This is a genomic window from Thalassospira sp. MIT121401 (genome assembly GCF_047125595.1).
GTDB classification, from domain to species: Bacteria; Pseudomonadota; Alphaproteobacteria; order Rhodospirillales; family Thalassospiraceae; genus Thalassospira; species Thalassospira povalilytica.
On record NZ_CP138926.1, the window covers coordinates 901,529 to 926,635 of the forward strand.

General features: G+C 54.2%; 23 protein-coding genes and 1 tRNA gene. 12 read left to right on the forward strand and 12 right to left on the reverse strand.

Annotated elements, in window-relative coordinates:
- Window positions 1-28 precede the first annotated feature (28 nt).
- The 3 genes from mutT (at window position 29) to SIB88_RS04025 (ending at window position 1,765) form a co-directional block, all read left to right on the forward strand.
- A complete protein-coding gene (gene mutT / locus SIB88_RS04015; protein WP_114112799.1) occupies window positions 29-460 on the forward strand; it encodes an 8-oxo-dGTP diphosphatase MutT in 432 nt (143 codons plus the stop codon).
- A gap of 65 nt (window positions 461-525) precedes the next feature.
- A complete protein-coding gene (locus tag SIB88_RS04020; protein ID WP_412557415.1) occupies window positions 526-1,290 on the forward strand; it encodes a competence/damage-inducible protein A in 765 nt (254 codons plus the stop codon).
- 124 nt (window positions 1,291-1,414) lie between these two features.
- Entirely contained in the window at window positions 1,415-1,765 is a 351-nt protein-coding gene (locus SIB88_RS04025; protein ID WP_412557416.1) for a hypothetical protein, read from the forward strand.
- Window positions 1,766-2,007: 242 nt separating this feature from the next.
- Here the strand turns inward: SIB88_RS04025 and SIB88_RS04030 are convergent, their stop codons facing one another.
- The 3 genes from SIB88_RS04030 to SIB88_RS04040 form a co-directional block, all read right to left on the reverse strand.
- Window positions 2,008-2,259, reverse strand: a complete 252-nt coding sequence (locus SIB88_RS04030; RefSeq protein ID WP_101245329.1) for a hypothetical protein — start codon at window positions 2,257-2,259, stop codon at window positions 2,008-2,010.
- Between the two features lie 44 nt (window positions 2,260-2,303).
- The gene (bluB, locus tag SIB88_RS04035; RefSeq protein WP_101245330.1) at window positions 2,304-2,990 is read right to left on the reverse strand and encodes a 5,6-dimethylbenzimidazole synthase; all 687 of its coding nucleotides are present in this window, start codon (window positions 2,988-2,990) and stop codon (window positions 2,304-2,306) included.
- A gap of 131 nt (window positions 2,991-3,121) precedes the next feature.
- Entirely contained in the window at window positions 3,122-4,435 is a 1,314-nt protein-coding gene (locus tag SIB88_RS04040; RefSeq protein WP_228194632.1) for an autotransporter domain-containing protein, read from the reverse strand.
- A gap of 307 nt (window positions 4,436-4,742) precedes the next feature.
- Here SIB88_RS04040 and SIB88_RS04045 point away from each other — a divergent pair.
- Window positions 4,743-4,830, forward strand: a tRNA-Leu gene (locus tag SIB88_RS04045).
- A gap of 278 nt (window positions 4,831-5,108) precedes the next feature.
- On the opposite strand, the gene SIB88_RS04050 is transcribed toward SIB88_RS04045, so the two are convergent.
- Window positions 5,109-5,846 carry a substrate-binding periplasmic protein gene (locus SIB88_RS04050; RefSeq protein WP_412557417.1) on the reverse strand — a complete coding sequence of 246 codons (738 nt, stop codon included), beginning with the start codon at window positions 5,844-5,846 and terminating at the stop codon, window positions 5,109-5,111.
- A gap of 327 nt (window positions 5,847-6,173) precedes the next feature.
- Between SIB88_RS04050 and SIB88_RS04055 the strand changes: the two genes are divergently transcribed.
- Both SIB88_RS04055 and SIB88_RS04060 read left to right on the forward strand, forming a co-directional pair.
- Complete coding sequence (locus SIB88_RS04055; RefSeq protein ID WP_228195133.1) at window positions 6,174-6,560, forward strand: hypothetical protein; 387 nt, start codon at window positions 6,174-6,176, stop codon at window positions 6,558-6,560.
- A gap of 165 nt (window positions 6,561-6,725) precedes the next feature.
- A complete protein-coding gene (locus SIB88_RS04060; protein WP_412557418.1) occupies window positions 6,726-7,001 on the forward strand; it encodes a DUF3572 domain-containing protein in 276 nt (91 codons plus the stop codon).
- A 6-nt stretch (window positions 7,002-7,007) separates the two neighbouring features.
- On the opposite strand, the gene SIB88_RS04065 is transcribed toward SIB88_RS04060, so the two are convergent.
- Entirely contained in the window at window positions 7,008-7,568 is a 561-nt protein-coding gene (locus SIB88_RS04065; protein ID WP_412557419.1) for a GNAT family N-acetyltransferase, read from the reverse strand.
- Between the two features lie 37 nt (window positions 7,569-7,605).
- Window positions 7,606-8,436 (reverse strand): undecaprenyl-diphosphate phosphatase, encoded by an 831-nt coding sequence (locus SIB88_RS04070; RefSeq protein ID WP_412557420.1) that lies wholly within the window; start codon window positions 8,434-8,436, stop codon window positions 7,606-7,608.
- Window positions 8,437-8,701: 265 nt separating this feature from the next.
- On the opposite strand from SIB88_RS04070, the gene SIB88_RS04075 reads away from it, so the two are divergent.
- Together SIB88_RS04075 and gltB are read left to right on the forward strand one after the other, a co-directional pair.
- Window positions 8,702-10,132 carry an NAD(P)-dependent oxidoreductase gene (locus tag SIB88_RS04075; protein WP_101245336.1) on the forward strand — a complete coding sequence of 477 codons (1,431 nt, stop codon included), beginning with the start codon at window positions 8,702-8,704 and terminating at the stop codon, window positions 10,130-10,132.
- Between the two features lie 29 nt (window positions 10,133-10,161).
- Window positions 10,162-14,727: a glutamate synthase large subunit gene (gltB, locus tag SIB88_RS04080; RefSeq protein ID WP_101245337.1), complete on the forward strand. Its 4,566-nt coding sequence runs from the start codon at window positions 10,162-10,164 to the stop codon at window positions 14,725-14,727.
- 244 nt (window positions 14,728-14,971) lie between these two features.
- Here gltB and SIB88_RS04085 read toward each other — a convergent pair whose 3' ends face one another.
- The 4 genes from SIB88_RS04085 to SIB88_RS04100 form a co-directional block, all read right to left on the reverse strand.
- Window positions 14,972-15,118, reverse strand: a complete 147-nt coding sequence (locus tag SIB88_RS04085; RefSeq protein ID WP_233432961.1) for a hypothetical protein — start codon at window positions 15,116-15,118, stop codon at window positions 14,972-14,974.
- A gap of 218 nt (window positions 15,119-15,336) precedes the next feature.
- Complete coding sequence (locus SIB88_RS04090) at window positions 15,337-15,561, reverse strand: hypothetical protein (RefSeq protein ID WP_101245338.1); 225 nt, start codon at window positions 15,559-15,561, stop codon at window positions 15,337-15,339.
- A 273-nt stretch (window positions 15,562-15,834) separates the two neighbouring features.
- Window positions 15,835-18,192, reverse strand: coding sequence for an ATP-binding protein (locus SIB88_RS04095; protein ID WP_289078764.1), 2,358 nt, complete (start codon window positions 18,190-18,192; stop codon window positions 15,835-15,837).
- A 42-nt stretch (window positions 18,193-18,234) separates the two neighbouring features.
- Window positions 18,235-20,139, reverse strand: a complete 1,905-nt coding sequence (locus tag SIB88_RS04100) for an ABC transporter substrate-binding protein (RefSeq protein WP_412557421.1) — start codon at window positions 20,137-20,139, stop codon at window positions 18,235-18,237.
- Between the two features lie 528 nt (window positions 20,140-20,667).
- Here SIB88_RS04100 and SIB88_RS04105 point away from each other — a divergent pair.
- The 4 genes from SIB88_RS04105 (at window position 20,668) to SIB88_RS04120 (ending at window position 23,509) form a co-directional block, all read left to right on the forward strand.
- Window positions 20,668-20,916 (forward strand): hypothetical protein, encoded by a 249-nt coding sequence (locus SIB88_RS04105; RefSeq protein ID WP_412557422.1) that lies wholly within the window; start codon window positions 20,668-20,670, stop codon window positions 20,914-20,916.
- A 143-nt stretch (window positions 20,917-21,059) separates the two neighbouring features.
- Window positions 21,060-22,274, forward strand: coding sequence for a hypothetical protein (locus tag SIB88_RS04110; RefSeq protein ID WP_412557423.1), 1,215 nt, complete (start codon window positions 21,060-21,062; stop codon window positions 22,272-22,274).
- Window positions 22,275-22,376: 102 nt separating this feature from the next.
- Window positions 22,377-22,736: a TraR/DksA family transcriptional regulator gene (locus SIB88_RS04115; protein ID WP_412557424.1), complete on the forward strand. Its 360-nt coding sequence runs from the start codon at window positions 22,377-22,379 to the stop codon at window positions 22,734-22,736.
- Between the two features lie 179 nt (window positions 22,737-22,915).
- The gene (locus SIB88_RS04120) at window positions 22,916-23,509 is read left to right on the forward strand and encodes a hypothetical protein (RefSeq protein WP_412557425.1); all 594 of its coding nucleotides are present in this window, start codon (window positions 22,916-22,918) and stop codon (window positions 23,507-23,509) included.
- Between the two features lie 8 nt (window positions 23,510-23,517).
- Here SIB88_RS04120 and SIB88_RS04125 read toward each other — a convergent pair whose 3' ends face one another.
- Both SIB88_RS04125 and SIB88_RS04130 read right to left on the reverse strand, forming a co-directional pair.
- Entirely contained in the window at window positions 23,518-24,177 is a 660-nt protein-coding gene (locus tag SIB88_RS04125) for a Crp/Fnr family transcriptional regulator (RefSeq protein ID WP_228194623.1), read from the reverse strand.
- A 223-nt stretch (window positions 24,178-24,400) separates the two neighbouring features.
- On the reverse strand, window positions 24,401-25,072 hold the full coding sequence (locus SIB88_RS04130) for a response regulator transcription factor (RefSeq protein WP_101245345.1): 672 nt from the start codon (window positions 25,070-25,072) through the stop codon (window positions 24,401-24,403).
- Between the last annotated feature and the right edge of the window lie 35 nt (window positions 25,073-25,107).

A 25,107-nucleotide genomic window follows, 5' to 3' on the forward strand; every position in this document is an offset into this window, starting at 1 on the left:
GACAATACAACAACCAGACAAAGGCTGCATGTCGGTCGACTTGCGGCAGGGTAAAACACCCGGGAAAACAGTGTTTGTCAGTGCCGTGGCACTGGTGGATGCCGATCATCGCGTATTGATTGCACAGCGCCCCGAAGGCAAATCCATGGCAGGGCTTTGGGAGTTTCCGGGTGGTAAGGTCGAACCCGGTGAAACCCCGGAAATGGCACTGGTGCGCGAGCTGAAGGAAGAGCTTGGTATCGATATCACCGAAAGCTGCTTGGCGCCTTTTACCTTTGCCTCATTTACCTATGATGACTTCCATCTGATGATGCCGCTTTATCTGTGCCGTGTCTGGAAAGGGGAAATTACCCCGATGGAAGGCCAGCAGGTAAAGTGGGTGCGTCCGGTGCGTTTGGGTGACTATCCGATGCCGCCGGCTGATGTGCCGCTGGTTGCGATGTTGCGCGATTTCCTGTGACCCGGACGCCTGTTAGGTGCGTAAGGTCTAGAGTCTGAAAATGATATTGAAGTTGTGGGGAAGTGATGTCTGATCCGGTCCGTGCCTGTTTGATTATTATTGGCAATGAAATCCTGTCTGGCCGTACCCATGACAAGAACCTGCCCTATCTGGCAGAAGAGCTGAACAAGATCGGCGTGCGGCTGGCCGAGGCCCGTGTGATTCCCGATATCGAAGACACCATTATCGCCACAGTCAATGAATGCCGGGCGAAGTTTGATTACGTCTTTACCACCGGGGGCATCGGGCCGACCCATGATGACATTACATCGGAATGCGTTGCCAAGGCGTTTGGGGTTGCGATCGAACTGAATGCCGAGGCGCATGAACTTCTTAAAAGCCACTATGAAAACCCCGAAGACCTGAACGAGGCGCGTCTGCGTATGGCGCATGTACCGGTCGGTGCCGAACTTGTGCAGAACCCGATTTCAAAGGCGCCGGGTTTCCGCATGGACAATGTTTATGTCATGGCCGGTGTGCCGATGATCATGCAGGCCATGTTCCAGGGCATCAAACATCAACTGGTCGGTGGCAAGCCGATGGTGTCGCGCTCTGTCGGTGGTTATATCCCCGAAGGCACAATCGCCAAGATGCTTGCAGAAATTCAGGGAGATTTCCCGGATACCGATATCGGGTCCTATCCGTTCCTGCGCGAAGGGAAACTTGGCACGACTTTGGTTGTGCGCGGGGAAAGCCCAGATGATGTCAATCACGCAGCCGAGCGTATCCGTCTTGTAATTATCGAAAGCGGGCGTGAGGTCATCGAAGATAGCGGTGCTGTCAGCGCCTAGCCCCGAGCCCCGACTTCAATCCTCGATCCTTTACGTCATGTCAGCTTTGACCAATTGCGTTTGGTCAAAGCATCGCGCGGGATGGATGTCTAGAATGGTTCTGACCTTGAACAAAGGACAGGGCATGGAACAGCATCACAACGACCCCGATCGCAGTCCCGAACAGGATATTCGCAACAGCAAGGCTGCGCGTGAGGCCCGGTCGATCGTGCGCTTCATGATCGAACATACTGCCTATGGCGGGTTTGGTGCCTTGGTGTTTGGTGGGCTGGTTCTTTATTTCGACATTGGTGGCATATACAGCCTTGCGATGGCATCGCGGGATGCGCCGATTTTTGTGTTTTTGCTGTTTTTTGGACTGTTCGTTACCTTTGGCGGCATCAGTCTTGGCATCGGGATTATGACGCTTGGCGGTTTTTCCGATGATGACCGATACCGGGATGAACGATGCCGAAATCAAAGACATGATGATTAGGTCAGGACCTGATAATTTGATCGGAGCGGCAGAGCTTATATCTGCACGGTCTGCTTTGTCGCGAAACCTTGAATGATTCCTTTCTGCTCTTCGGCGGTTTCGTTTGGCGGCCCAGCGCAAATCCGAGCGGCTACGCGAACCAAGTTAAAAGGTCATGATCCGTGGGATCGACAAGAAAAAGGCGCCCGACCAGCGGCGCCTTTGCTGCAATCTGGGGTGAAATATCCTGTTTAAATGCCTTCTTACGGGCGGTCTGCCCCGGACTTTTTGACGATGATGCGTGCCACGATCATCCCGATGATCCAGCCCGCTAACGGAACCACAAAAATATAGTCAAACAGCGGATGAGCGGTGTCGCCGCCCGATGCAGCCAGAATAAAACCGACCCAGCCAGCCGTCAGCAAGTAGCCCATGATCTTGAAATAGACACCGTTTGACAGGCCTTTCTTCTCAGGCTGCTCGGGGGTGTTTGGTTGGGTTTTGTCGGCGGACATCCTGGTATCCTTGTGTCTTGCAATGGGAATAGATGCGGGCGTTATCAGCGTTCAAGGGTCAGGGCATCGGGATCAATGCGATCCTGCCACCCTTCGCGGACCAGTTCGGGGACGATGTGGTCTTCTTCCGGATAGCCGATACACAAATAGGCAATCAGTCGCCAATGATCGGGGACTTCAAGGGTTTTGCCAACCACATCGGGCTCAAGGATTGAGACCCAGCCCACACCAATGCCTTTTACCCGGGCTGCCAGCCACAAAAGCTGAACCGCTGCCACAGCAGAATAATCAAGCATTTCAGGCATGGTCTTGCGACCAAGCCCCATGCCGGCTTCGGTTTCTTCGTCAGCAAAAACGGCAAGCTGTACGGGGGCCTGATCCATGCCCTGAAGTTTCAGGGATGCATACATTTTTGCCCGTTCACCATGATAGTCATTAAGCGCGTCATTGTTGGCGCGTTCGAAACTGTCGCGAATGGCCTTGCGCCGTTCGGGGGCATTGACCTTTACAAATCGCCAGGGCTGGCAATTGCCAACCGACGGCGCAAGGCAGGCTTCCTTGATCAGGTCATTGATATCATCTTGCGGGATCGGGTCGGTGCGGAACCGCCGCACATCACGCCGCCACAGCAACAGATCGATGAACTGTTTTTGAAAATTCCGGTCAAAGACCGGCGGGGTCAGGGTTTTGGTATCCACCGTGGACCGGTTTCCCGGATCTGGCTTGTTCATGGCGCAAACCTGCTGGAATTGGCGTTATTTCTGTATTTCTGTTTGCACCCTACCTGTCACAGGGGGGATCGCCAATAGCAAGATGCCGTCTTTGGTGATATTGGCGCTACGCCAATGATTTGGGTTACATCCTAGAACGGAAAATCGATGGTAAGTAGCCCGGAATAGTCGCTGTGCCGGACTTCATAGGTGAATTTTCGGCGTACTTCAAAACTCAACTGGCCGGGAATTGCGCCCCAGTTCTGGGTAATGCCGCCGCCCGTATCAAGATACATATTCGTACTTTCAACCATCAGAAACGGCTGCAGGGTCACATAGCTTTGGGGCAAGTCGCGGGTCAGCGCGATTTCGGACCGAATACCTTCCAGCGGTTCGCTGTCGGTTGCGACTTCGCGGAAGCCGGTGATGCTAAGATCAAATTTCAGCGGGTCATAGCGGTATTCCGATCCGCCGTAATAACGTGTTGATCCGCTGCGTCCATAGTTCTGGTTCAACAGCGAAATCGTTTCTTCCTGACCGGCAAAGGGCGTGATTTTGTGACGGCCAAGATCAAGGTCGTATCGTGCTTCAAGTGCTGCATCAAACAGCCTTGTGGTCGCGGTTTTTGCGGTGATGGTGCTGCCATCGGTCGCCCGCGCAGAGCCGATATATTCATGGGCGGTGATCATATCGCCATCAAGCTGCAAGCTTACCGGCAAGCCGCCAAAATCGTATTTCGAGGCAAACCCGATCGAATTGGAAAACGTGTTGCTTTCAAGGCTTTCGGCATAGGGCACATCGCTTGGCGGGGATGCAATGGCCGATTGGCTGATCATGCTTTTGCCAAAACTCAGACTGCCGCGCAGATTAAGCCAGTCCGTCATGCGGGCGACGAAATAGGGGGAAACTGCAAGGTTGCTTTCGCGATATCGCAATTGCCGTGAGCCTGTTTCGCCCAAAGTATTGCCCCAGCCAATGCCAAGGCCAACGACAAGGCCGTCATCAAGCAAATAGTCAACGCCACTATCAATCGAAACCGAATCACCGCTTAATCCCGGATCATATCCGGCCCGGGTGATGCGGTTTTCAAGATCGGTGTGGTTGCCGACCACCCAGATGCTGATGGGGACGCGCACGGTGCGTGACTGCATGGGGAAGGTTCCCGCCGCACTGTCAAAATCGATGCGCCGGGCAAGAGACGTTAGTGCTGCGCGACCGCCAAAGACTTCAACGCTCGGGTCCGTGTTTGTATCAAGGTACAGCGACGGGGATGTTTCATCGGCCGGGTCAACAAAATCGTCAAACAACAGCGGCGATATGGTGCTTTCATACAGATCGTTGTCGATCTTGTCATAAAGCCGGTTCATATGACGTCGGCGGTTATCCGCACGGTTCAAGGTTTCGCTTCGCAAAATCAATGAATCAGGGCGCGCTCCGCCGTCGCCGGCAAAGGCCAGCGAGATCATTCTTGGGAGAACCCCGCGGTGGTAATACAGCGCAGCGGTTGCGATGCAAACCGTGGCCGCGAGGGCAGTTTTCAGATGCCGGTGCATGTGCGATACAGCGCGTTGATTGGTATCTGGCGCCATGTTGCAGGGCAAAAGTGCAGGGATTATGGAGTAAGGCGGGCAATTTTGCCGTAATCAGTATCGGGTGGCTGTTGATCGGGGATCATTTCTGTATGACGCGATAAAGCGGCAATAGGATGTTGCACCAATTTCAAAGCCGCGCTAGAACCCTTTTTCCGGTTACAGGCTGGGTGCGACACGCAATGCGGGCGTGGCGAAATTGGTAAACGCAGCGGACTTAAAATCCGCCGGCCCTAAAGGCTTTGCCGGTTCAAGTCCGGCCGCCCGCACCATCTTTTACCGACCATTTTTGATTGTCCTGAGCGGTTGCCTTTGATAGCCGGGCATCAAATCGGCCTGATTGCGCCATTAAATTACCTGTTTTGCATTTTAGCGTTTGCTTTCGCTGTCCTTTGGCCTGTTTGCCATTGGACGTGGTTTGCGCTGCGCAAATTCAGGAGACAGAAAAATGATCCATCTGATCGCATTTGGCGTTATTGCCCTGACAGCACTGACCGTGGCCTGAGGCCAGTTTATCTGCCGCCAAATTCAGCAATCGGCGGCACCCGTTCTAATTCGTATCGATCCGGATTTGCTGCTTAAGTGGTGTCGGCTTGGCCTTTGCCAGGTGCTGGCGAATGTGTTCCATGTTCAGCCGAGATGCCGGTGATGTCGCGAAATAGAACGTTTGGGTGGCAACGGGCGTGTTGCTGATATGAATGACACGGCCAAGTTCAGGGTGCGCCTGTATCAGGGCGTCGGCCACAGATTTTTCCATCAGCCCGCCGTCGGCGCGCCTTGATGCCACCATGCGCAGGATCGAAAAATCGTCGACCACTTCCATGATGTCGACTTCGTCGCGGCGGTTTTCGAATTCATCGCCATACCAATATCCCGCACCCAGAGCGATGCGGTGTTCCCATAGTTGATCCGTCGGAAGTGGGTAATCACGGTGCGACAGCAGTACCGTGTCGCTGATCAGAATCGGGAACTCGTATTCAAGACCATAATGTCGCGCCTGTCCGGCTTCGGCACAGAAGATGACGTCGACATCACCGTTGCGTGCCGCATCAATTGCGCGCTTCCAAGGGTATATTTCGATCCTGGTCTTGTATCCGAAGGATGCCAGCAATTCTTCGACATAATCGACCAGAATACCCCCGGGGCTGTTGCCTTCGGTAACGTATGGCGGCCATGGGCTGCAGGATGCGACGATCTCGATGCCGGTTTCGCCGCTGGCATGCCCGGCAGAGGGCAGGAAAAGGCTTGCCGTTATTAGGCATCCGATGATTTTCAATTTACGCAGCATCCAAAGGTCCCGGTCTCATGCATTGTTGTTTTTATGTATGGCGGGTGGTCGGCTAATTACAGGGCTGACACGGGGGCTTGCGGATTGTCTTTAATCCTGCTGTCCGGGAAGTGTTTGAAAAGAGGGAAAAACAGCGCGGTAAAATCTTGGAAAAGGTTTTAGGGCATCATAGCTGCGCGTTGTCTTTGGGGATGTGATGCATGGTGATGCGCTTCTTGTTCGAAGCCCGTGTATCGATGGTTTACCTGATGTAAATCGGTTGGGGCTACGGTCTGTTTTCGGGCAGGGGCTGGCTTTGTCGGCCACAGGGGAAAAGATCGAGTGAACATGATCGAGAAAGAAGATGATGCGCCGCGCAAAAAAGAACGGATTGGCAAATATGTTGCCCCCGAAGAGCGCGCTGCGAACATCGTAAAACAACTCGACGAGTTCCTGCGCAAAGGTCCGCGAAAGGGGCTAAAATATTCCCGCTGGCAGCAGCTTGCCTGGTACGAGATTGTCGATGAAATCAAACGCGCAGAAGCTGCGCAGAAAAATCAGGATACCCTGACCAAGTCCGCATTCCTGAGCCTTGCTATCGGGTTCGGGACAGTGGGGTTTTGGGGGCTGGTGCTTATGGCGGGGAACGGCCTGGGTGGTGTTGCTGCTGCTGTGATTGTCATTGCTGGCCTGGTGATCTGGCGGGCCATGTCCAAGGCCAAATGGTTCAAGTGATATCCGGGGCGGGTTGAGCTGCATGTGTCGCAATCAAAATCCACTTTTGCACGATGCACATTCGAGGTCTTAAAATTGCAGCGTTTGACTATGATCTTTCTGTTGCCGACCTGGTTTGGTGGGTAAACGTCCATCTCTTGAATGTTGATGAGATACAGGTGACAAATGAACAAGGAAGCTGCCGAGACGCTGGCCATTCGGGCGATTGCACATATCGCCGGGGATGATGAATTGCTGCAGGGGCTGGTTGCGCAAACCGGGCTGGGGCTAGATGATCTGCGTGCCGGGATTACGTCAAACGAAGTGCAGCTTGGCACACTTGAATTTCTACTGTCGCATGAGCCGTTCCTGATGCGATTTGTTGATGATTCCGATTACGCGCCCGAAGATCCGGCGCGCGCGCAAATGGTGTTGGCCGGTGGTCCGGTCTGGCAGGATTAAGGGTGGCTATTTACCGGTTTCGACAAGCACGGGTTTGTCAGGCATGGATGGACGTGGGTCGGTTCTGAGCAGGCCGTAAATGACCGAATCCCGGACGCCGATATGGGTAACCCATTCCCCGCGCAGGACGCCTTCCCGGGTAAAGCCAAGTTTTTCAAATGTTTTGACGGATGCATGATTATCCGGGTCTATGTCGGCATAGATCCGGCGTGCTGTTGTCGTGGCAAAAAGATACTCAATGGCGACAGATAGCGCACGCGCAGCGATGTTTTGTCCCCGTGTGGCGGGCGACACCATACAGGCAGCTTCCCAGACATCCTTGTCATGGCCGGTATTGAAAAGCGAAATTCGCCCGATGGCCGGGCCGTCGGGTGTCAGGGCGATGGCCCAGGATGTCTTTTCGAACCCGGTGGTCCAGTCTGTCAGTTTTGCAATGGTTGCATCAATGTCTGCAAAGGCCGGTTCCGGAAGCCAAAGGCAGCATTGCGGGTCACCGAAAATGGTGTGCAATGCCGGGCCATCGGCAACCGGATCAAGCGGACGCAGGTAGATGGGGGAATGTGCCATTCTGTTTGGTGCCTGCTAGGCGGAATAACAAAACCGGTCAGCTCATAAAGGGCAGCGGCGCGCCACCATAAACGTAAAGCCAGATCAGCAGGCCACCACCAAGCAGGATGCGATAGATCGCAAACGGGGTGAAGCTTGAACGCTTCAACCAGCTCATCAACACTGCAATGGCAATAAGTGCTGTCAGGAAAGAAAGCCCGGCTGCGAGAAGCACGTCCTGGTTAAGGGCGATGTTCCCGGCCTGATGCAGGTCGATACCGGCCAGAAGACCCGCACCCAAAATAACCGGAATGGACATCAGCATCGAAAACTGTGCAGCGTCGGAGCGCTCGTAACCCATGAAACGGGCGGCGGTCATGGTGATGCCCGACCGGCTGGTGCCCGGGATCAGAGCCAATACCTGTGCCAGACCGATAAACAGTGCGCCGCCCCAGCGCATATGTTCCAGCCGATTGATCGTCATTCCGACCTTGTCTGCAATCCAGAGCAGGATCCCAAAGCCAAGTGTGGTCCATGCGATGATCTCGACAGATCGCAATTGTTCCTCGATGCCCGAGACCTTGAGATAGAAACCGACCGCGACGACCGGGATGGTTGCAAGCACAATGTGAATTGCCAGACGGGCACCTGCGTTGATTCGCCCGGTAAACAGCCGGACGAATCCGCCGAGCATGGCGGACACATCGCGCCAGAAATAGATCAAAACAGCTGCCAAAGTACCGACATGAACCGCAACATCTACCAACAAACCCTGATCCGGACTGCCGGTCAGGGCCGGTGCCAGAATGAGATGTCCTGATGAGCTGATGGGAAGAAATTCGGTGATCCCCTGGACGACTGCCAGAAGAATAATGTGCTGTAAGGTCACGCCGGCCTCTGTGCCTGTTCGCTTTAAAAACTCATCGCTTATAGCAGTTTAGCGTGATTCGGCGAAATGCATAAATGGTTCAATTTTGGTACTAATGAAACTTTATTACAGGCCAAATCAGCGGTGATTTCTGGAAGACCCGAAAAAATGTGCGGATATTTATGTCAGTAAAACTGACCTATAATGCATTTTGTGCTAGATTCTTGCGTATTTGGCACGTATACAGACCGAAACCCGCAACATAAAACCCTTCCAGAGGGCCGTCATGACAGAAAAGATGCTGAAATTTGTTCATCTCGAACAAAAATATCCGCACAAAAGAGAGGCGTCCGAGCGTCGGACAGACTTCAACGAAATCTATGAAGCATTCGAGGACGACAAGGCTGCCGATCAGGCGTCGCGTTGTTCCCAGTGTGGCGTGCCGTTCTGCCAGGCCCATTGCCCGCTTTATAACAACATCCCCGATTGGCTGCGCCTGACCACCGAAGGTCGCCTTGAGGAGGCTTATGCCATCTCGGCCGCAACCAACAACATGCCCGAAGTTACTGGTCGCATCTGCCCGCAGGATCGCCTGTGCGAAGGCAATTGCGTGATCGAACAGTCAACCCATGGTGCTGTCACCATCGGTTCGGTCGAGAAATACATCACCGATACCGCCTTTGCGAACGGTTGGGTCAAAGCCCCGAAACCGGCAAAGGAGAACGGCATGTCGGTCGGTATCATCGGCGGTGGCCCGGGTGGTATGGCGGCTGCCGAGCAGCTGCGTCTCAAAGGATATGAAGTCCATATCTATGACCGTTATGACCGTATGGGCGGCCTGCTGGTTTATGGTATTCCGGGCTTCAAGCTTGAAAAAGATGTGGTCGAGCGCCGGGTCAAGCTTCTTGAGGAAGGTGGCGTTATCATGCACACCGAATTCGAGGTTGGCCGCGATGCGACCCTTGATGATCTGCGCAAGAAGCATGACAGCATTCTGATCGCGACCGGTGTTTACAAGGCCCGCGAACTGAAACTGCCGGGTGCCGGTCTTGGAAATGTTTATCCCGCACTTGAATATCTGACCACGTCCAACCGCCATGGTCTGGGTGACAAGGTTCCGGCATATGAAGACGGAACGCTGAACGCCAAGGACAAGAATGTTGTCGTGATCGGTGGTGGTGATACCGCCATGGACTGTGTCCGTACCGCGATCCGTCAGGGGGCGAAGTCGGTCAAATGTCTCTATCGCCGTGACCGTGCCAACATGCCCGGTTCCCAGCGCGAAGTTGCCAATGCCGAGGAAGAAGGCGTCGAGTTTGTCTGGCTGACCAACCCGGAAGCCTTTGTCGGCGATGACAAGGTCACCGGTGTTCGCGCCGTGAAAATGCGCCTTGGTGCCCCCGATGCCGGCGGCCGCCAGAGCCCGGAAGTCATCGAAGGATCGAGCTACACCATGGATGCCGACATGGTCATCCTGGCACTTGGCTTCGAGCCCGAAGATCTGCCGACCCTGTTTGATGCGCCGGAACTTGGTGTGTCACGTTGGGGCACGGTCAAAATCGATTTCCGCACGATGATGACCAATCTTGATGGCGTGTTTGCTGCTGGTGACATCGCCCGTGGGGCGTCGCTTGTGGTTTGGGCGATCCGTGATGGCCGTGATGCGGCAGATCGAATTGATGAGTATTTGCTGGCGCGCAAAGAAGCTGCTGCTTAAGCCCGCTGCCGCATTAGGAGAGAGAAGTTATGAACAAGATCGTTCAGGACAAATTGGATCAGGGCCGCGGTGCTGCCGAGATCGCCCGTTTTGAGAAAAACGCGGCACATCTTGAAGCCAGTGGCATGTATGACCCGGCCGAAGAACACGCCAACTGTGGTGTGGGTCTTGTCGGCGCCATTGATGGCAAACCGCGCCGCGAAGTGGTTGAGGCCGGTATCGAAGCCCTGAAGGCAATCTGGCACCGTGGTGCTGTTGATGCCGATGGCAAAACCGGTGACGGCGCAGGTATCCACCTTCAGATCCCGCAGGATTTCTTCAAGGCTTACCTTAAGGTGATCAACCAGGAAGCCCCGGAAAGCCTGATTGCAGTTGGTCAGGTGTTCCTGCCGCGTATCGACATGTCGGCACAGGAACGTTGCCGCGCAATCGTTGAAACCGAAATCCTCAAACAGGGTTATGGTATTCTTGGTTGGCGTCAGGTCCCGGTTGATGTTTCGGTCATCGGTGAAAAGGCAAACCAGACCCGCCCGGAAATCGAACAGGTTCTGATCGGTGTCCGTGACGATGTCGACGAAGAGAAATTCGAAATCGACCTTTATGCGATCCGTCGTCGTATCGAAAAGGCAGTTCTGTCCGAGGCGATCAAGGATTTCTACATCTGTTCGATGTCGTGCCGTTCGATCATCTACAAGGGCATGTTCCTGGCAGAAGACGTTGATACCTTCTATCCGGATCTGCGCGACGAACGCTTTATTTCAAGCTTCTGCGTCTATCATCAGCGTTATTCGACCAACACCTTCCCGAGCTGGCCGCTGGCACAGCCGTTCCGTGTTCTTGCCCATAACGGCGAAATCAACACGCTGCGCGGTAACGTCAACTGGATGAAAAGTCACGAAGCACGTATGGCGCACGAAGTGTTCGCCGACAGCATCGATGATCTCAAACCGGTTATTCAGCCGGGCTCGTCTGACTCGGCTGCTCTTGATGCGGTGTTCGAATTGATGATCCGTGCCGGCCGTGACCTTCCGATGGTGAAAACCATGATGGTTCCGGAGGCATGGTCGAAAAAGGCATCGACGCCTGACAGCTATAAAAACCTGTATGCCTATTGCAACGCTGTGATGGAGCCGTGGGACGGTCCGGCAGCACTTGCGGCATATGGTGGCAAATGGCTTCTGGGTGGTACGGACCGTAACGGTTTGCGTCCGCTGCGTTATGCGGTTACCGGTAACGGCCTTCTGATTGCCGGTTCCGAAGCCGGTATGGTGCATATCGACGAAGAAAGCTGCATTGAAAAAGGCCGCCTTGGCCCGGGTCAGATGATTGCCGTCAACCTCGAAGAGGGCAAGCTGTATCATGACCGCGAGCTTAAGGACAAACTGGCTAACCGTCGTGACTGGTCGAAATGGGTCGGTCGCACCAAGGTTCTTGATGACCTGATTTCGCCGGAACATACCGAGCCGTCGCATATCGAAAAAGAACGTCTGCTGCGTTTGCAAAAGGCGATGGGCCTGACCCACGAAGATCTTGAGCTGATCCTTCATCCGATGGGTGAAGACGGCAAGGAAGCCATTGGCTCGATGGGCGATGACACCCCGCTTGCGATCCTTTCGGATCGGTATCGTGGCCTGCATCACTTCTTCCGTCAGAACTTCTCCCAGGTGACCAACCCGCCGATCGATTCCCTTCGTGAAGCGCGCGTCATGAGCCTGAAGACCCGCCTTGGTAACCTTGGCAACGTTCTGGACGAAGATGAAAGCCAGTGCGATCTGCTTCAGCTCGAAAGCCCGGTTCTGACCAACGCCGAATATGATGCCATGCGCGGCTATATGGGCGAAACGGCGGTCGAGATTGACACCACCTTTGACATCAATGGTGGCCAGTCGGCCCTGCGCGATGCGATTTCCCGTATTCAGCGCGAAGCCGAGGAAGCCGTTCGTGGCGGTGCATTGCACATCATCCTGACCGATGAAGCGATCAGCGAAGAACGTGCTGCAATCCCGATGATCCTTGCGACCGGTGGTGTTCACAGCCATCTCGTAAAGACGTCACTGCGTACCTATATCTCGCTGAACGTGCGTTCGGCGGAATGCATGGACGTGCACTACTTCGCGGTTCTGATCGGTGTTGGCGCAACCACGGTTAACGCCTATCTGGCACAGGAAGGTCTGCTTGACCGTTATGCACGTGGCCTGTTCCCGAATGTGAACAGCACTGCCGAAGTCATGCAGCGCTTCAAGGCTGCAATTGATGCGGGCTTGCTCAAGATCATGTCCAAAATGGGCATTTCGATCATCAGTTCCTATCGCGGTGGCTATAACTTCGAAAGTATTGGCCTGTCGCGTTCGCTGGTGGCCGAATTCTTCCCGGGCATGCCGTCGCGTATTTCGGGCATCGGTCTTCAGGGTATCCAGCGCCGCACGATCGCCCAGCATAAAGAAGCGTTTAACGGCAATGTCGTCAGCCTTCCGGTTGGCGGTCTTTACAAATATCGTCGCAGTGGCGAGCGCCATGTCTGGACCGGCCCGCTGATCCATACGTTGCAGTCTTCTGTCACGACGGGCAGCTACAATACGTTCCGCAAGTTTTCGGAAGGTCTGCGTTCGCGTGAACCGCTGCATCTGCGTGACTTGCTTGATTTCCGTTCCGATCGCAGCCCTGTTCACCAGGACAAGGTCGAAAGCATCACCGAAATCCGCAAACGTTTCGTCACACCGGGCATGTCCCATGGCGCATTGTCGACCGAGGCCCACGAGGCATTGGCGATTGCCATGAACCGCATCGGTGCGAAATCGAACTCGGGTGAAGGTGGTGAATCGCGTGAACGTTTCCGTCCGCGTGCGAACGGTGACAATGCGCGTTCCTCGATCAAACAGGTCGCGTCCGGTCGCTTTGGTGTGACGGCTGAATATCTGAACAACTGTGAAGAAATTCAGATCAAGGTCGCGCAGGGTGCAAAACCGGGCGAAGGTGGTCAGCTTCCGGGCTTCAAGGTCACGGTTGAAATTGCACAGCTGCGTCATGCGACGCCGGGTGTGACCCTGATTTCGCCGCCGCCGCATCATGACATCTATTCGATCGAAGATCTGGCACAGCTGATCTATGACCTCAAACAGATCAACCCGCGCTGCCGCGTTTGCGTCAAGCTGGTGTCGCGTTCGGGTGTTGGTACGATTGCAGCCGGTGTTGCCAAGGCAAAAGCCGACGTGATCCTGATTTCCGGTTATGACGGCGGTACGGGTGCAAGCCCGCAGACCTCGATCAAATATGCAGGCGTTCCTTGGGAAATGGGCCTGTCGGAAGTCAACCAGGTTCTGACGCTCAATAACCTGCGTGACAAAGTCAAACTGCGCGTTGACGGTGGTTTCAAAACCGGTCGTGACGTTGTGATTGGCGCAATGCTTGGTGCCGAGGAATTTGGTATCGGTACGGCTTCCCTGATCGCCCTTGGCTGCATCATGGTCCGTCAGTGCCATTCCAACACCTGCCCGGTTGGTGTCTGTACCCAGGACCCGGCACTGCGTGCCAAGTTCGTTGGTACAGCTGACAAGCTGGTCAACCTGTTCACCTTCATGGCCGAAGAAGTCAAAGACGTTCTGGCCGAGCTTGGCTATGACAAGCTGGAAGACGTGATTGGCCGCTCCGACCTGCTTCAGCAGGTTCACCGTGGCGCCAAAGACCTTGTTGACCTTGATCTTAACCCGCTGCTGGCACAGGCTGATGCCGGTGATCATGCACGCTTCTGCACCATCGAAGGTCGCAACGAAGTCCCGGATACCCTTGATGCCCAGATGATCAAGGATGCCCGTCCGCTTCTTGAAGACGGCGAAAAAATGCAGCTTCAGTACAACATCCAGAACACCCAACGTGCAATCGGGACCCGGATGTCGTCACTGATCACGCAGAAATACGGCATGACCGGCCTGAAACCGGGTCATCTGCATGTCCGTCTGCGCGGTTCGGCTGGTCAGTCACTTGGTGCCTTTGCGGTTCAGGGGCTCAAGATCGAAGTTCAGGGCGATGCCAACGACTATGTCGGTAAGGGCCTTTCGGGCGGGACGATTGTTCTGCGTCCGCGGCCTTCCAGCCCGCTCAAGACCAATGAAAACACCATCATCGGCAACACCATTCTTTATGGTGCGACGTCGGGCAAATTGTTTGCTGCGGGTCAGGCCGGTGAACGTTTCTGTGTGCGTAACTCCGGTGCGACCGTCGTGGTCGAAGGTTGTGGTTCGAACGGTTGTGAATACATGACCGGCGGTACCGCAGTTATTCTGGGCTCGGTCGGTGAAAACTTCGGGGCCGGCATGACCGGTGGCATGGCATTCATCTATGACGTTGAAGGCACCTTTGCCGACGTCGTCAATGATGGCTCCATCCTGTATCAGCGCATTGAAACCCAGTACTGGGACGAACATTGCCGTTCGCTCATTGAAGAGCATGTTGCAGAAACCGAAAGCGGTTATGCACGTACGATCCTTGATAACTGGGATCGTGAACGCGGCAACTTCTGGCAGATCGTGCCGAAGGAAATCGTCGACAAACTGGAACATCCTATTCGCTCCGAGAGCGAAAACCAGGCAACTGCGTGATCTGATCACGCTTTTGCGCAAGCTCCCTTGTCCAACACACCTGGACAATTGAACTGGCCCCGTACTTCGGTACGGGGCACTTTTCTTTGTTCGTGACGGATGAAGCGAGCAGGCAAAAAGGCGGGCCTTTTGGTCCGCCTTTTATTTTGCGAAGTTGCCAGAATTGCGGGAACGCGTGCAAAAGGCGTCGCAAACAACGGATCGGTTCACGACGGGCAATTCATAAAGATGGTCGAAAAGAGCGTCAAAGCAGGATGTTAAGATAGGTCCCGCGACGCGCATTATGATCAATCTGATCGGTGGCAATCAGATTACGCAGACGCGCAAGCTGTGCCGCAATGAAGCTGTCAGAAGATGGCTGGTCTGAATTGGCCGTAACACGCCCACCCATGCCCGGGACACCCTGGGGGCGGGATCGTGCATCCTGAAGTCCCGTTTGGGACGAACCTGTTCCAATTCTGTTGGCGACCATCATACCGTCCAAATGCGCAATATTCCCGAACCTTAGCACGGGGCTTACTGCTTGTCATGACCGGGTATTTGAAAGCATTCAAATACAAAAAGGGGTGGTCGCAGACCACCCCCGGAGGAAGCTAACGAGAGGGAAAATCACGTTAGGATATTAACCTTGGTGCCGCGATGGCCACTGGTTTCAAGGGGCTGATGTTCGGTCACAATGGATCCGATAACCTTGGCCAGGCCGGTCGCCTTGTTAATGGCACCCTCTGCTGCTGCAAAGGGCAGGGACGGGTCAGCACCACCATTCGGGGTGATGGCATCGTTAACAGCCTGTGCTGCGGCACCAAGTCCTGAACCTTGTACTGAACCGATCATCCTGACCTCTTCATGCTCGTGCGTAATCTGTCTGTTTATAAAGGTAGGGATGAAACAGATCAAAAAAAGTGACGGCTGTCACACCGGGCTGGTTACGAGCAGCTCATCACACAAAGAACCGCAGTCACGCCAATTGCTTAGCGGGCAACTGTATCGAAAGAATTTTTTAACCTTTGCGCGATGATCGCGGTTTGAAATGCTGTTGTTTGGCGAGGGACTCGGGCGGGTAGGTGCCCGGTCAAGGGGCGGATTTCCTGTTCTAATACGCCGCGGTCAGGTTTTTTGCCGTTCGGCGCGCAAGGCCAAGGCATCATGGATGGCCTTTTGCAACTGGCTGGGGCGGAACGGCTTTTTGACAAACACGTAATTGCCGAGCAGCTTGTCGAGTTCCTTGCGCGAGCGCGCGGGATAGCCCGACATGAAAACAACGCCATAACGCGGGTTGCTGCGCAATGCCTCGATGACCAGTTGCGGGCCACTTCGGCCGGACATGACAACATCGGTCAGAATGACGTCAAACGGGTCATCCTGTTCGGCCGCACTTAGCAGGCTTAGTGCTTCTTCGGTGTTTTTGGCGGTTTCGGTTCTGAAGCCGACATCTTCAAGAATAATACGTGCGGTGGTGCGCAGTGCCTGTTCGTCATCGACAATCAGAACCCGCTCGCCATTGCCCGGGAATTTGTCGACTTCATCCACACGAAGGGCGGTCTCGCCGCCTGCTTCGGAGCGCGGCAGATAAACCGAGAAGGTCGTGCCTTCGCCTTCGATGCTTTCGACATTGATGAAGCCGTGTGATTCTTCGACCCAGCTGTGAACAATCGACAGACCAAGACCGGTACCCTTGCCCGGCTCCTTGGTGGAGAAGAAGGGTTCGAAAATATTGTCGATAATGTCGTCGGGAATACCGGTACCGGTATCCTGTACCGTGATGACAACGAATTCGCCTGCGACATCTTCGGGATAGGTATCTTCGTCCTCGTCCGGGTTGCGCTGGGCAAGGGGCGGGATTTCGACACTGCGCGACGATATTTGCAATGTGCCGCCATCGGGCATTGCATCACGCGCATTGATCGCAAGGTTAAGGATACAGGCCGAAAGCTGCGTCGGGTCGACGCGGGTGTAAAGTTCCGGATTGTCCGACCAGATTTGCAGTTCGATCCGGTGTTCGAGCAATGTCAGCAGAAGTTTCTCCATCTCGGAGAAAATGCTTTGCACGCGGATATTGGTCGGCTGGTCAATGCGCCGCCGCGAGAACATCAGAAGCTGATCGGCAACACTGGTCGCACGTTCGCCAAGCGAGATGACGTGATCAAGATATTCCTTAACCCGTTCGGGATCATCGATTTTGGCACGCGCAACTTCGGCAAAGCTCAGAATGCCGGCAAGGCAGTTATTGAATTCATGGGCAACCCCGCCGGCCATCTGACCAACAGCTTCAAGCTTTTGGGATGTGGCAAGCTGACGCTGAAGAGCTTGCTGTTCTTCGGCGGCGCGGTGCTGGGCTGTGATGTTGCTGCCGGTGCCGCGATATCCGTTAAATCGACCATCAAGCGAAAAGACCGGGACGCCGTTGATGCGGCCATAATTCTTTTCGCCTTTGCGTGACGTCCAGGAAAATTCGACATTCTGGAACGCCATATGGGCATCAAGCCTGCGTTGCAGATAGTGCCAGCCTTCTGGATGTTCGGATGTCAGGCCAAGTTTGTCGAATGACTGCCCCTGCGGGGAGCCGTTAATTTCTTCGATCAGCTGATAGAACTTATAGGATGCGAACGCGATCTTGAGATCCGCACCCATTTCCCAGTACCAGTCCGCCGATGACAGGGTGAAGTCACGGAAACGTTCTTCGCTGTCGCGTAAGGCGTCCTGGGCGATCTGATGTTGCTGGGTTCGCCGTTCGAGACTTTCGGCCATGGCATTCAGGCCGCGCTCAAGGGTTCCGATTTCATCGCGTCCCATCGGTGTCAGCCGCGAACTCAGTTTGCCAAGCTGGATCTTGTTCACGAACTGGGCAGCTGAAATCAGGCGCCGAAGAACGGTTTGCTGTGTGAACAGGAAAATCAGCGCAGATGTCATCAGAATACAGATTGCCGATCCGATCAGCAGGACCGACTGCATCTGGCGCTGGCTTTCTTCAAGGCCCTTGGTCGAGACTTTGAGAAACACATACATGAATGGCTGATTGGCATTCAGGCTGAAAAGCGGGGTGATCGAAACGATGCTGTGACCATCGACGTCATCGACTGTAAACAGCGCCGGCTCGGTCATGTTGGGGCGCAATTCATCGGACGGGAAATCCGGAAGAACGTCGGTTGAACTGCCGATCAGAAGCGGATCAATCGCATGATAAATCGTACCGTCAAAGCCGATTGCCATGGCTTGCTGCAAATGATCGCCAAGCAGCAATTTCATCTGCTTGGCATCACTGAGAATGGAGACCTTGAGCTGTTCGTCCTGAATCAGGCGGCCGGGGGTGCTGATCTGTTCTGCAATGCGGCGGTCAATTTCGGCACCGAAATACTGAACGTAATAGCCGCCGAACAATCCAAGCAGGATGGTTTCGACAATCACAATCGCCAGTGCGATCTTGAAAACCAGGCTGCCGATCATTCGGTCAAACAGCTTCTTCACGCCTCGTCGTCCCCCCTGACCAATGATCCGAGCCCGTGCCGATTACTTTTGCTCAATATAATATTGGCTCGGGTTGGTCGGTGCCGGTGTTGCATAACTCCAGGCCGCCGGGATTACCTTTGGAACGTTGTGGAAGTTTTTGGCGACCACGCCTTTCCGGTTTGGCGGCAGAGCGATGCCCATAACGTAAAACTGATCGGCGCTGATGTCGAGGATGTCGCGCATCAGTTGATTTTGTTTTTCTGCATTCGCGGTTTCCTTGAGCTGGTTATAAAGGGCCAGCTGCTTTTGAACCGCCTCAGGTGGCGTCATGGCATCGGGGCTGTTCGGGTTGACGTACCAGTTGGCCCAGCCGGTTGCAAACCATGATGATTCGGCCGACATCGGAAGATAGTTGATCGGGATAACCATGGCATCAAGCCCGCCATCACCGCCCCAGGCACTTGCTTCGTGGTCGTTGCGTTCACGCAGCGAGACGAATTCGTCGCGGGGCAGGTTTCTTGCGGTAACGTCGATACCGATATCACGCCAATACTGGATGACGGCATCAAGCATCGCGAACCGGTCGGCACCCTCTGTGTCGATGGTGAATGACAAGCGTTTGCCATCCGGACGCAACAAGAAGCCATCCTGATCCTTTTCCATCAGGCCGGCCTTGGCCAGATAGTCCGTTGCCAGTGCCTGGTCATAATGGATGTATTGGCGGGCAAGTACTGTGTGGTAAAGCGGGCTTTCCGGTCGTGGTGCCGCCTGATGGGGCAGGGCACCGGGCACGAAACGCGCAATGATGTTGTCACGGTCAATCGCATGCGAAAGCGCGATCCGGAAATCCTTGTTCTGGAAAATCTTGCGCAGTACCGGATCCTTGTCATTCAGGTTCAATGACAAGGTCAGAGTGTTCATGTCGCTTTCAATCAGCGTGAAGGGCAACAGATTGTCGTTGGCAGCCAGAACTTCGTCCGCACGTGTGCTGACATGGCGTTCCTGCATATTGACCTTGCCGGCGATCGCGGCATCCCCCGCGGCACTTTTCGACGGAACCAGGGTAAAGGATACCTCGTCGATATAGGGCAACTGGCGTCCGGTCGGATCGATTTTCCAGTAATAGGGATTGCGTTTGGCGATCAGTGGGTCGTCTTTGCCATAGACGCCGGTCAGGACCCAGGCATTCAATGTCGGAACATCGGGATTAAGCCAGCGCGACGGATCGTCGATCGTTCCCGGATTGCCAAAAACATCAATGAAGCGATCTTTCCAGCCGGCAAAGCCAAGAGCACGGGCTTCTTCATCGGCGTTCGGGTTATATTTGGGCAAAAGCGGCTTTAAAAAATGTGCCGGATAGCTGACCGGTTCAACGCCTTCTGGCCGGGCAAGCGCGGTCGGGAACAGGCCATAAGGCGTGCTGAAGCGGAAGGCGACGGTATTTTCGTCGACTTCATCAATCTGAACAGCGTTTCCGCCAGCCGTCAGCCATTCGGGAACAGCATCGGGAAAGGCCGGGTTCAGCAGAATGTCTTCGTACCAGAACGTAATGTCATCAGCGGTAAATGGCGCGCCATCAGACCAGCGCATGCCAGGACGCAGACGGAAAAAGAACTCGGTCGCGTCACTGCTGGGCTGGAAGGAAAGGGCAACGTTCGGAATGGTCGATGTCCATTGCGGCGTCCAGCGCAAAAGCGGCTCGTAACCGATGTTGCGGATCAACAATGCCTGGTCGCGCTGATCGCGCTGTGCCATTTTCCAGGTGCCGCCATAGACGCCAATTCGATCGTTTGGCGTGACAATCATCGGCGTGGTTGGTAGACGATCTTTGACAGGGGGAAGCGTTCCGGCGGCAACTTGCGACGCAAGGACCGGGGATTCACCAAATTCCACGGCACGCGCTTCCGGGATGTTGACCAAAATGGTCCCCAGTGCGGCGATCAATATGTACTTAAACTGCTTCAAAGAAACTGAGCCCCCATCGTGTTGCCGTTTGATCGAAGGTATCGGCAAAACTATTCAAAGGTGGTGAATACCCTGAGTGGATACGAAGGTAAATACACCAGTGGGCTTGATAAACCCCAAAATGACAGGAATTGAACTTTCCTCCTGCGAAACAATTTACTTAATTGGATTGTTCTATTGGTGTTTTTACAATGGGTTGTATCGAATGGTTCGGTCTCTATCACGGCAGACCCCGCAGAACTGAAAGGTTTTGACGACAAGTTGAAAACGTTCGAGGGTGCGGAGCGTGTTATCCTGGGTTGAGATTTTTTTGGTCACCGGAATCGTTTGCTCATACATATCCTACTAAAGTTTAATATCCGCTAATTTAGGTTTTTCGGCTTCCCGGAAGGCAAAATTATTGAAAGACGGTGCAGTTCCAACGACGAGTCGCCATATTCTGACGAAGAAGCATGTTTGCCATCTGACGAAGGACAGGTCGTGACGGAAAGTGCAAAAAAGCAAACGCAGTCCATTTCGGCCCCATTCATGAGCGGTCCGAAACCTGCGGCGCCGATTCCGAAATATGAACCGGGTTCGGATGCGGCTTTGCGTGATCGTTTGCGTGACACATCATCGGCGACGTCAATTGTCCCGGTCCAAAATGATGCTGATGGCATCAGTGTTGCCGGCATCGAAGGAATGATCGACCGCAAAAAGGCAAATGTCGCGACAAAGCTTGTTGAAACGGATCCTGATCAGGCGCTTCGGATTATTCGGAACTGGCTTTTGGAATAATAAGATTACCCGATCACGCCACCTGCGTGATTGAGGCTGCAAATTCGTGACATCATCGGTTTGTCTTCCGATAATTCCTTGGCAACAGGTGATTTTTTGTCATGCTGGTGGCTTCCACGCGTAACGGGGGGCGCAAAAGGCCAATGACAGATTTTACCAAACTGATTTCACAACAGTTCACGGCATTTGATCCGGATTATGTGACGCAGCAATCGGCTTTTGCCGCCAAGCTTTCCCCTTTGCAGGACAAGTTGATCGAAATCCAGAAGACCGGCAACAGCATGGCCGCATCCGATCAGCAGATGATCGAATGCAAATGGCTGTTGATGTATACAGCCGACTGGAAAACGCTTTCGACCAAGATTGATGCCTTTGCGGCATCGCTTGATAATCGCGATCAGGACTGGGCCGGGAAACAGGTTGCAAGCGATGGGTCTTGGGGGCCTTGCTACGATCAGTGGTTTCTGAAGGTTGATGCCATGATCGATGCGGTCAATACCCTTGCCGATGAAGGGCAGGCACCGCAATACCCGTTGGCATTTCTTGCCCCGATAGCCACCCCGGAAAAAATGGTTGCGTGGCTTGAAAGTCAAAAAACATCAAAGATTTACGCAGATGGTCTTGATCGTCGCGATGCACTGGGGGCCGTCAGCGCGGCCCTTTCACAAATGTGCTTCAAAAGCGAAATTCGCGACTATTTCCAGGCCAATATAAAAGGGTTTGATCTGACCCAGGATTACATCGATGCCTATAAAAAGTGGCTTGATCGCTGGCAAGACGGGCAGAGCGGCTATTGGGGTGGGTGGTTCGATACACCCGATCAGGGCGTGCTTAAAAGCAGCGATCTTAGCCTGACCTTCCACAATATTTCCTATCAGCACGGGAAGGTCGATTTATGGACCGAGATTTTCCAAACCACGCTGGCGATCCGCGATGACGCTTATCCGTTCGGCTGGAAGCACAATGGCGATTTCAATAACCACAATAACTATGACGTGACCAAGATCTTCGATCTGGGCTGGTCAAAGGTCGATGCCGATACCCAAAAGGCCGCCGCATCTGACATCGCACTTGTTCTGGACTGGTGTTTGACAAAGTCGATGACACCCGATGGCGGATTTATCGATGATCCGACCTTTTATAATTCGGTCGGGGCTGCTTATTACTACGGTGTATCGTTCCTTGATCAGGCGGGGTATTTCGGCACAACAGCACCGTTCTGGACTGACAAGCCGTTCCCCGACGGGCCGGCGCTTTGCTGCAAAATCCAGAAAAACATCAAAGCCGAAGGTCTTGATGATGATGAGGCAAAGGCAGCATTGGAAAAGCTTGTCGATGCATGCGGAAATTGCGCCTGAGCGGTCGGGCAAACCGGTCAAATCTGTTCGGGGGTTGGCGAAACAGCGGTGCCGATCCCCATATGGAATAAAGAAGAACAACAACTGGTCACGAGGTTTCGCATGACGGACCGTAAAGACATCGATCTGGCTTCGCTGCGTGTGCGTCTTGAAGAAAGGCGCGCTGACATCCTGGCATATTCAAGCCATTCAGAAGACTATCGAAAACCTGTCGAGCTGGATCAGCAGGCGGTTGGGCGGTTGTCACGCATGGACGCACTTCAGAACCAGCAGATGCATCTGGAACAGGAACGTCGTCGCAGTGCTGAACTTGACCGGATCGAAAAGACGCTCAAGCGGATGGACGATGACGAATATGGCCATTGTCATAATTGCGGTGAAGACATCGACAAACGGCGTCTGGAATTTGATCCGACCACACCGCTTTGTGTCGAATGTGCAGACAAGGTTCGTCATGTCTGAGATTTGCAGCCGACTTTATCGCATCAGCACGGGGAACTGACGTGTCGCAATGCGATCAACGATACCGGCTGTTATCGCGACACCATGTCATTGGTCTGCTGGTTTTGCTTGTTATATGGGCATGGCAAAGCCCCGCATATGCGCAAGGGACCTGTGCGCCGGTAAGGTCGCCCGAGGCAATGCTTGAATTCAATCACAAGGACCCGATGCTTGACCGTCACCGGTCGGTACGATGGCTGAACAGTCGGGCGGGCGGTGGATCGCGTTATCTGGTGGCCGGACTGACCGAATATGAAATGCGGGCATCATTTGACATGCGGTTTGAACCGCGCGAAGTCGGGTTTGGGCGGTATTGTCTGGATCCGGTGCGGGTCAGCCCAAAGGTCGATGTCGTCAAACATCTGGTCTATATCGCATCCGAGCTCGAACGCGGGTCATGCGAATATGATGTGGTTTACACCCACGAAGGCGAACATGTGAAAGTCAATCAGGGCATGGAAGCCGATATTCGCGCCGCCCTTGATGATCTGGTCAATGATGTCGTGGGCAAGGTCAGTGCGATGTTCCCGCTTTCTGCGGATAATGTGCCATCCGCGATCAAGCGGCTGTTGTCGGAATATGGTCGGGATTTCAAGCGCCGGCTGCGCGATATTGACCGGCGCCGTCGCGAAGAACAGCGCCAGATCGACACCCCCGAAGAATATCAACGACTGTCCTTGGCCTGCGGTCCGAATTCAGCATTCCAGACCGTTTTGCAACAAGCCATCCGGTAGTTGGGATATCACCCTGTTTCGTCAGGCAGAGTGTCGGTTTCATCAAGCCCAGCTACTTCCCTGATCCCGTCAAGGTCCAGTCGGAAGACATTGCGCGACAAGAATGCAAGCAAATCCGCCCGCCTGAAATCAGCGATGATACGGCTTGCCGTTTCCGTGGTAATGCCCAGCATCGCCCCGATATCTTCGCGACCGGGCAGGGTGCAGGTCGCCGTTTCTTCATCATTGAGAAACAGGCAAAGCCGTGCGACCCGTTCGCGCGCCGTGCCCGTCGACATTTGGGTCAGCCAATTATCTGAATCCATCACGGCCTGGTGCCAGCGATTGAGAACCTGCTTGTGCAGGCGTGGACTTTCCCGATCAAGCTTTTCAATCACCGCAATCGGGATGCGGCACAGGGCACTGTCCTGAATGGCTTCGGCGTGGTGGGTAAAACATTCACTGACCAGGGCTTCAAGACCGATTGTCCCGCCCGGACGCACCAGCCGCACCACCCTTTGCCCTCCATCGGGAAGATAATGCACAAGTTTGATCAATCCGCTGCGCAGGGTGAAGATCGATTGTGCCATGTCCCCCGCATTGTAAAGGGTGCCCCGTCTGGGCAAGCTGACATCTTCAACCGGCATATGGACAAGTTTGAAATCCTCGTCCGTCAGATTGTTGAACAAGGCAAATTTCCGCACGCCGCAATCACGGCATCGGGCGATGTCTGGACGGAAAATATGGCTTGTCGAATGGTTCACAAACGCCACCCTTTAAAACGGGGCATGGGCCCGGACTGAAATCAGACTGACGGATCGGGCCAATCAAAATCAGTCTTAAATGTACTGTATCTTGTTGTGAAATCAATCCAGGGCGCGGCAAAACCGATTTGTTCGGTGCTTGGACGCGTCAGGCGTTGGTATCGAGGGTGACCAGACCCTTTTCAATGGCGTACCGCACGAGCCCGGCCGAGCTGTCGATATCAAGTTTGCGCTTGATGTTGCGGCGGTGGGTTTCAACTGTTCGCACACTGATATCGAGTTCGCGGGCAACGTGCTTGTTGCTGGCCCCTTTGGCGAGAAGACGCAAAACGGTTCGTTCGCGCGTCGTTAGCGGCACGCCGTCACTGTTGCTGCCTTCGCCGGCACTGATGCGATCAAAGGTCGAACTGTATGCTTCGCCGCCATTGGCGATGGTTTCAATCGCGCGGACCATGTCGTTGGATGAAACATCCTTAAGGATGAAGCCTTTGGCGCCTGCCTGCTGGGCGGTGCGCAGATATTCCGGGTTTTCATGCATCGACAGAATGACAACCTTGGTATCCGGAAGCGTTTCGCGGAACTTTTCAGCGGCTTCAAGCCCGTTCATGACCGGCATTGAAATATCCATCAATACAACATCGGGGCGCAATTCACCGGCCAGCGACAGGGCTTCGACGCCGTTGCTGGCTTCCCCAATGATGTTGATATGATCAAAACATTCCAGTCGCGAACGAATGCCATCCATCACAAGCGCATGGTCATCGCACAGCAAGATACGCAACGGGCGGTCATTGGAATAGATTTGATTGGCACTGTTCATTGATCGAAACTTGGTCCTGTCGATGGGTATGGTTG

Bases quoted from the DNA above. Each gene is read 5' to 3' on its own strand.
- mutT (WP_114112799.1), top strand. From the start codon at position 29: ATGTCGGTCGACTTGCGGCAGGGTAAAACACCCGGGAAAACAGTGTTT.
- SIB88_RS04020 (WP_412557415.1), top strand. From the start codon at position 526: ATGTCTGATCCGGTCCGTGCCTGTTTGATTATTATTGGCAATGAAATC.
- SIB88_RS04025 (WP_412557416.1), top strand. From the start codon at position 1,415: ATGGAACAGCATCACAACGACCCCGATCGCAGTCCCGAACAGGATATT.
- SIB88_RS04030 (WP_101245329.1), bottom strand. From the start codon at position 2,259: ATGTCCGCCGACAAAACCCAACCAAACACCCCCGAGCAGCCTGAGAAG.
- bluB (WP_101245330.1), bottom strand. From the start codon at position 2,990: ATGAACAAGCCAGATCCGGGAAACCGGTCCACGGTGGATACCAAAACC.
- SIB88_RS04040 (WP_228194632.1), bottom strand. From the start codon at position 4,435: ATGATCTCGCTGGCCTTTGCCGGCGACGGCGGAGCGCGCCCTGATTCA.
- SIB88_RS04050 (WP_412557417.1), bottom strand. From the start codon at position 5,846: ATGCTGCGTAAATTGAAAATCATCGGATGCCTAATAACGGCAAGCCTT.
- SIB88_RS04055 (WP_228195133.1), top strand. From the start codon at position 6,174: ATGATCGAGAAAGAAGATGATGCGCCGCGCAAAAAAGAACGGATTGGC.
- SIB88_RS04060 (WP_412557418.1), top strand. From the start codon at position 6,726: ATGAACAAGGAAGCTGCCGAGACGCTGGCCATTCGGGCGATTGCACAT.
- SIB88_RS04065 (WP_412557419.1), bottom strand. From the start codon at position 7,568: ATGGCACATTCCCCCATCTACCTGCGTCCGCTTGATCCGGTTGCCGAT.
- SIB88_RS04075 (WP_101245336.1), top strand. From the start codon at position 8,702: ATGACAGAAAAGATGCTGAAATTTGTTCATCTCGAACAAAAATATCCG.
- gltB (WP_101245337.1), top strand. From the start codon at position 10,162: ATGAACAAGATCGTTCAGGACAAATTGGATCAGGGCCGCGGTGCTGCC.
- SIB88_RS04085 (WP_233432961.1), bottom strand. From the start codon at position 15,118: ATGGGTGGGCGTGTTACGGCCAATTCAGACCAGCCATCTTCTGACAGC.
- SIB88_RS04090 (WP_101245338.1), bottom strand. From the start codon at position 15,561: ATGATCGGTTCAGTACAAGGTTCAGGACTTGGTGCCGCAGCACAGGCT.
- SIB88_RS04105 (WP_412557422.1), top strand. From the start codon at position 20,668: ATGAGCGGTCCGAAACCTGCGGCGCCGATTCCGAAATATGAACCGGGT.
- SIB88_RS04110 (WP_412557423.1), top strand. From the start codon at position 21,060: ATGACAGATTTTACCAAACTGATTTCACAACAGTTCACGGCATTTGAT.
- SIB88_RS04115 (WP_412557424.1), top strand. From the start codon at position 22,377: ATGACGGACCGTAAAGACATCGATCTGGCTTCGCTGCGTGTGCGTCTT.
- SIB88_RS04120 (WP_412557425.1), top strand. From the start codon at position 22,916: ATGCTTGAATTCAATCACAAGGACCCGATGCTTGACCGTCACCGGTCG.
- SIB88_RS04130 (WP_101245345.1), bottom strand. From the start codon at position 25,072: ATGAACAGTGCCAATCAAATCTATTCCAATGACCGCCCGTTGCGTATC.